General features: G+C 71.3%; 5 protein-coding genes. 3 read left to right on the top strand and 2 right to left on the bottom strand.

The window, feature by feature from the left end:
- A partial coding sequence (locus AVW11_RS34985; RefSeq protein WP_079250912.1) for a 4'-phosphopantetheinyl transferase family protein occupies positions 1 to 636 on the top strand: 636 nt, incomplete at its 5' end.
- A gap of 26 nt (positions 637 to 662) precedes the next feature.
- Here AVW11_RS34985 and AVW11_RS34980 read toward each other — a convergent pair.
- Both AVW11_RS34980 and ligA read right to left on the bottom strand, forming a co-directional pair.
- On the bottom strand, positions 663 to 1,277 hold the full coding sequence (locus tag AVW11_RS34980; RefSeq protein ID WP_076047036.1) for a TIGR03086 family metal-binding protein: 615 nt from the start codon (positions 1,275 to 1,277) through the stop codon (positions 663 to 665).
- A 225-nt stretch (positions 1,278 to 1,502) separates the two neighbouring features.
- A complete protein-coding gene (gene ligA / locus AVW11_RS34975) occupies positions 1,503 to 3,590 on the bottom strand; it encodes an NAD-dependent DNA ligase LigA (RefSeq protein ID WP_076047037.1) in 2,088 nt (695 codons plus the stop codon).
- 329 nt (positions 3,591 to 3,919) lie between these two features.
- Between ligA and AVW11_RS34970 the strand changes: the two genes are divergently transcribed.
- Together AVW11_RS34970 and AVW11_RS34965 are read left to right on the top strand one after the other, a co-directional pair.
- Positions 3,920 to 4,261: a HopJ type III effector protein gene (locus tag AVW11_RS34970; protein ID WP_030854189.1), complete on the top strand. Its 342-nt coding sequence runs from the start codon at positions 3,920 to 3,922 to the stop codon at positions 4,259 to 4,261.
- 419 nt (positions 4,262 to 4,680) lie between these two features.
- Positions 4,681 to 6,297 carry a PKD domain-containing protein gene (locus AVW11_RS34965; RefSeq protein ID WP_143568939.1) on the top strand — a complete coding sequence of 539 codons (1,617 nt, stop codon included), beginning with the start codon at positions 4,681 to 4,683 and terminating at the stop codon, positions 6,295 to 6,297.
- Positions 6,298 to 6,370 lie beyond the last annotated feature (73 nt).

Below are 6,370 nucleotides of genomic sequence, written 5' to 3'. Positions count from 1 at the left end.
ACCACACCCATCGTCTGGGCCCTCAACACCACCATCGACACCGTCGGCGGCCACCACATCACCGACGCCCACACCATCCTCGACACCGACGAACGCCAACGCGCCGCCCGCTTCCACACCCCCGGCCTCACCCACCGCTACACCACCTCACACCTCGCCCTGCGCATCCTCCTCGCCCACTACCTCGACCAACCCGCCCACACCATCCAACTCACCCGCGAAAACTGCCCGAACTGCGGACAACCCCACGGCCGCCCCAACCTCCCCGGCAACCCCCTCCACTTCTCCCTCTCCCACAGCGGCGACCACGCCTACATCGCCCTCGCCACCACCCCCGTCGGCATCGACATCGAAGAACATCCCACCCAACAAACCGTCACCGACGTCCTCCACCTCCTCCACCCCACCGAAACCCAAGAACTCACCCACCTCCCCACCCACCGACAACCCACCGCACTCGCCCGCTGCTGGGCCCGCAAAGAAGCCTGCCTCAAAGCCACCGGCACCGGACTCGCAAACGGCCTCACCCACCCCTACGTCAGCACCCACCCCACCCCACCCACCATCCCCGGCCACCACCTCACCGACCTCCCCGCCCCACCCCACCACCAAGCCGCCCTCGCCACCCTCACCTGACACCCCACACACCACACCGCGCACGTTCAGCGGCCTGCCTCACGACGACTCGGCGGTGTCCAGCCCGGATCGCGCCCCGACAGTCCCACCGCCCGGTCCAGCAACGGAGCAGCGTCCGGTACGGGCACCACGGGGCCGAAGATGTCGTCCTCGCCCCGCTCCTCCTGGGCGGAAGCGAGGAGGAACGCATGGACGGCGCGCAGCGCGGCCTGGTCCGGCACATACTCCTGGCCCGTCGCCCGGGCCAGGTCCCAGCCGTGGATCACCAGTTCGTCCAACGCCACCGCGCCCGCGATCTCGCCCGGCAGGTCCACCCCGCCCGCACGGGTCATGCCGGTCCACGCCGACGGGTTCTGCCAGGCCTCGGCCAGTTCGGCGAGGAGGCGGGGCAGCTCCTCGCGCCAGGCCGCGGGCAGGGATGGGCCGGCCGGCTCCGGAGCCGTGTCGGTCGTGGGACCGAGGTCCTTGCGGGCGGCGTCACGGAAGGCGATGGCGAGACCTCTGACGTGGTCCAGCAGGTCCGCAACCGCGTACTCGGGACACGGCGTCGGGCTTGCCAGCGCGGAACCGGGCACCCCCTCCACGAGACGGGACACGACCCGGGCCTGCGGCTGCAGATCAACAAGGGACATTCCTGTCATCTCCTACTCTTCCAGGCAATGGGCCTGAAGGGTAGACCGGCAGGGCGCCCCGCACTCATCGCAACACGGCGACCTGCCGCCGGCACCTCCGACGACGCATGGGCCTGTCGCAGTCGACGGTGTCGCGGATCCGGCGGGCGTTCGGCTGGCAGGCGCACCGGCCCGAGACGTGATCCTCGGGCGCGCCTCGCCGGCTGTCGGAACGGAAATTCCCGCCTCAGAACACTAGGAGAGGGGGAGGAAGTCGGCTACGAGGACGGCGAATTCCTCAGGGGTGAGGATGCGGATGCCGAGTTCTTCGGCCTTGGTGCGCTTGGAGCCGGCCTTCTCGCCCGCCACCAGGAGGGTGGTGCGCTTGGACACCGACGAGGACGCCTTTCCGCCGGCCCGCTCGATCAGCTCGTTCATCTCGTTCCGCGACAGCGCGGCCAGGGCGCCGGTCATGGATCCGGTGACCACGACGGCCTGTCCGGCCAGCGGCGCTTGCGCCGAGGCTTCGCCGTCGCCTCCATCGCCTGTGGCCTCGCCTCCGTCGCCTCCGTCGCCTCTGTCGGTCGCGGGCTTCTGCGGCTCGGTGACCTGGATGCCGACCTGCTGGGCCTGGAGCTTGTCGAGAAGCGGGGCGAGTTCGACGAGTTCGGCCGCGATCACGCGGGCCTTCTCGGCGCCGATGCCGTCGACTCCGGCCAGCGTGTCGGCGTCGGCGGCCCGGATCGCGGCCATCGAGCCGAAGTGCGCGGCGATCCGGCGGGACATGGTGCGCCCGGTGCCGCGGACACCGAGGGCGCAGAACACGCGGTTCAACGCGGCGCCCCGGGCGGTCTCGATCGCGGCGAGGAGGTTGGCGGCGCTGGTCTCGCCCATCCGCTCCAGCGCGAGGAGTTGCTCGCGGGTCAGGGTGAACAGGTCGGCGATGTCCTTGACCAGTCCGGCTTCCACCAGCTGGACCGCGCGCGTGCCGCCGAGGCCTTCGATGTCGAGCTGGTCGCGGCCGGCGGCGTAGATCACCGAGGCCACGGCCTGGCAGCTGCGGCCGCGCACGCACCGCCACCGCTGCTCGGAAGCGTCGATCGCGTCGCCGCAGCGGGGGCAGGCCTCGGGGAAGCTGATCGGGCTCTCGGCGCCGGTGCGCTGGTCGACCAGCGGTGCCTCGACCCGCGGGATCACGTCGCCGGCCCGGTACACGAACACCTGGTCGCCGATCATGAGCCCGCGACGGGTGATGTCGGCCGGGTTGTGGAGCGTGGCGTAGGTGACGGTCACCCCGTCGATAATCACTGGCTCCAGGACGGCGCGCGGGGCGATGATCCCGGTCCGGCCGACGTTCCATTCCACCGCCAGCAGGCGCGTCACCTTGTGCTCGGCCGCCAGTTTCCGGGCCACCGCCCACCTCGGGGCCCGCGAGCCGTTGCCGGCCTGCCGCTGGTCGGCGGCCGAGTCTGCCTTGACGACGACACCGTCGATCCCGAACGGCAGGTCCCCGCGGAGTCCGGCGATCACGTCGATACGTTCCTGCACCTGCTCCACGGTCTCGCACCGCATCGGGGCGGCGGCCGTGCTGGCGGCCGTGTTCGCGCCGAGTGCGGCCAGTTGCTCCAGCAGGGCGACGTGGCCGAGGTCGTCCAGGCCGATCGCGCTGTAGGCGAAGAAGGTCAACTCGACGCGGTAGGGGCGGTCCTTGGCCCGCAGGGTGCCGGCCGCTCCGCTGCGCGGGTGCGCGAAGGGGGTGGCCTCGTGGGCGAGTCGGATCCGGTTGGCCTCCTCGAACTGCGCGGTCGTCAGCAGCACCTCGCCGCGCAGCTCGACGTCGATCGGCTCGGTGAGGACCGACGGCAGACCGAGGACGGCGTCGGCGGCGTGGGTGATGTCCTCGCCGGCCAGGCCGTCGCCGCGGGTGAGGACCTGAACGAGCCGACCGCCCCGGTAGCGGGCGGCCACCGCGAGGCCGTCGAGCTTCGGCTCCACGCACCACCCGTCCACAGGGTGCCCGAGCCGCCGTTCCAGCCCTGCGGCCCACTCGGCGAGCTCGTCGGCGTCGAAGACGTTGTCGAGGGAGAGCATGGGCACCGAGTGCGGCACATCCCCCTGGACGGCCCCGCCCGCCACCTTCCCGGTCGGCGACTCGGCAAGCGCCTCGTCCGGGTGGGCCTCCTCGTACGCGGCGATGGCCCGCAGCAGCGCGTCGTATTCGTCGTCGCCGAGCGGGGTGGTCCCGTCGCCGTAGTAGGCGGCCGCCGCGGTGACGGCGGTGGTCACGGCCTCCATGTAGGCGGCAGGAGAGAGCAGGGCACTGTTTTCGGTCATGAAGGTCATCATCATGCCCGGCACTGACAATGGCACCGCCCGACCCCTCCCGCGGCGCGGCACGCCACCGGACGCCGTGCGGCAGGGGCGGTGGCGTCGGGGCCTGCCTGCGGGCGGCCTTCTGACGTGACCCGGCCTGCCTCCTGGCGTCCCCTGGCGTGGCCTGACCTGATCGGACCTGATCGGACCTGATCCGCCCTGGCCTGGCCCGACCTGACCTGCGCGGATGCTGGCCGTTCCGGCATGTGGCCCGATTCCTGCCGACCGGCCTGGGCGGAGGTATCGTCCCCCGGTCACGGACGGCATTCGGCTCGTCCGTCCAACCTGAGGAAACCGACATGACCGATCTGAACGCGCTGCGGGCAAGCCTTGCGTCGGGTGAGCACCAGTTCGCCGACACCCTGGCCTTCATCGCCGAGCACTACGCGTACCAGCCGCAGGCGTTCCGCAACGGCCAACTGGAGAATGCCGCAGGTGAGAACGAGGGCTCCTGCAAGACGCTGGGACTGGCCCTCCTGGAGGGACTGAGCGACGAGGAGGCCCTCCAGGCGTTCGGTGAGCACTACCGCAGCGTGCTGGCGACACCGAACGACACCGATCACAGCAACATCCGCAACCTCATGGCCCATGGCCTGGCGGGGGTGCGGTTCGCCGGGGAACCACTGACCCGCAAGAGCTGACAAGCGGCGGGACCGGCAGCGGGGTGGGGCCGGCAGCGGGGTGGGGCCGGGCCTTCCCGGCGCCCGCTCGGCGCGTCCGGCAGGACGTATACACCGCTCGAACGGCCTGCACGGCGAGTACGGCCGAGAGGGCAAGTACGGCGAGTGCGGCGCGTAGTTCGCGTTCGGGCGTGGCCGTGGCCGTGGCCGTGGCCGTGAACCACGACACAAACGGCGGCACACCGGCGGCACAAACGGTCGTTTACACGGCCGCGCCGCCCCAAAAACCCCTCATTGCCGGGCGGCGAGCCTCTGTAATGTGAGCGCGTCTTCGAGATCAACTCGAACGTTCGACCACACATGGGGGGCCGGTGCGTAGTCGCCGACTCGTTTTTTCCGCTGCCGTGATCGCGGCAGGCATCGGGTTCGTGCCGGGGGGCATGGCCCATGCCGCGGGACCGTCCGCCGACGGAGCCCACGGCATCACCTCGTCCGAGGAGCTACTCAAGAGCGCCGCGAACGCGTTCACCTTCAGCAGCCCGGCCGACCGGTCGGTGGTGAAGACCCCGCCGGCCGCCGGGGACAAGGCCGCGGCCGCTGCGCAGGGAACGGGCACCACGGCGGGCGCCGACCTCAGGGTCGGCCTCAGCGGCACGGCCACCGGCGCGCGGACGATCGACCTGAAGTCCGAGATCACCAGCGGCCTGGGCACGGCGCTCGCGGTCGTGATCGACTGGGGCGACGGCACGAGCAGCACCGAACACGCCGGCGGCACCGAGACCAGGACCTCCCACCACACGTACGCCGAGGTGGGCAGTTACACCGTCAAGGTCACCGTCTACGGCCCCGACGGCGCGAACGGGCCCTCAGCGAGCAACGAGATGCCGTTCACCACCCCGGGCTCCGAGTTCACCCCGCACAGCCCCACCCGGCTGCTCGACACCCGGGACGGTACGGGCGCCGCGCAGGCCGCCCAGGTGCCGGCGTGGGGCGAGGCCCGCGTGAAGGTCGGCGGGAACAGCGGCATCCCCGCCGATGTCGCCGCCGTGGTCCTCAACGTCACGGTCACCAACACCAAGGCCGCCGGCCACGTTCGCGCGTACGCCGACGGCACCGAGCGTCCGACCACGTCGAACGTGAACTACGCGGCCGGCGATTCGGTACCGAACCTGGTGATCGTGCCGGTCGGCAAGAACGGCTACGTGAACCTGTACAACAGCGGCGAGCAGGGCGTCGACCTGATCGCCGACGTGACCGGCTACTTCACCCGGACCTCCGCCAACGGCTACACGCCGACGGACCCGACGCGCTTCGTCGACAGCCGCGAGGGCCTCGGTACCTCGCGCGGCCCGGTCCCCGGGCAGAGCCAGTTCGCCGTGCAGATCGCCGGCACCCGCGGGGTCCCGGCCGGCACGAAGGCCGTGGCGCTCAACGTGACCGTCACGGGCCCGCGGGCGGCCGGCCACCTGACCGTCTTCCCCAGCGGCCAGGCCGCGCCGAACACGTCCAACCTGAACTTCACCGGCGGCCAGACCATCGCCAACGCGGTCATCGTCCCGGTCGGCGCGGACGGCAGGATCATCGTCCGCAACGGCGGCTGGGACCCGGCTGACGTCATCGTCGACGTCGTCGGCCACTACAGCCCTGACGGCGTGAGCGCCTACATCCCGATCCGCCCCGTCCGGGACCTCGACACCCGCGACCCCGCACAGTGGCCCTCCGGGCCCCTGAAGCCCTACCGCTACATCTACTCGACGTACGGCGACGAGGACCCGACGGCCACCGCGATGGCGCTGAACACCACGGTCACCAACACCGGCGGTGCCGGGCACCTCACGGTCGCCCCCGACCCCAACGCCCTGTGGCAGTACGAGAACAAGACGTACACCCCGCCGGTCGCGCCGAACTCCTCGACCCTGAACTGGACGGCAGGCAAGACCGTGCCGAACCTGGTCCAGGCGAGCCTCGGCGTCAACGGCATCGTCGACTTCTTCAACCGCAGCGGCAACAACACCGACCTCGTCCTCGACATCTTCGGCGTCTACGCCAGGCACTGACCGCTGTCGCCGCGGAGCCCGGCGCGCCGAGTGGGCGCGCCGGGCTCCGCCCATCCGACCATCCAACGGCCCG

Origin of the sequence: Streptomyces amritsarensis (assembly GCF_001953875.1) — a bacterium.
Lineage (GTDB): Bacteria > Actinomycetota > Actinomycetes > Streptomycetales > Streptomycetaceae > Streptomyces > Streptomyces amritsarensis.
The sequence above is the reverse complement of the archived record's forward strand: the minus strand, read 5'-3'. Positions and strand labels throughout refer to the sequence as shown.

Bases quoted from the DNA above. Each gene is read 5' to 3' on its own strand.
- ligA (WP_076047037.1), bottom strand. From the start codon at position 3,590: ATGACCTTCATGACCGAAAACAGTGCCCTGCTCTCTCCTGCCGCCTAC.
- AVW11_RS34970 (WP_030854189.1), top strand. From the start codon at position 3,920: ATGACCGATCTGAACGCGCTGCGGGCAAGCCTTGCGTCGGGTGAGCAC.
- AVW11_RS34980 (WP_076047036.1), bottom strand. From the start codon at position 1,277: ATGACAGGAATGTCCCTTGTTGATCTGCAGCCGCAGGCCCGGGTCGTG.
- AVW11_RS34965 (WP_143568939.1), top strand. From the start codon at position 4,681: ATGGCCCATGCCGCGGGACCGTCCGCCGACGGAGCCCACGGCATCACC.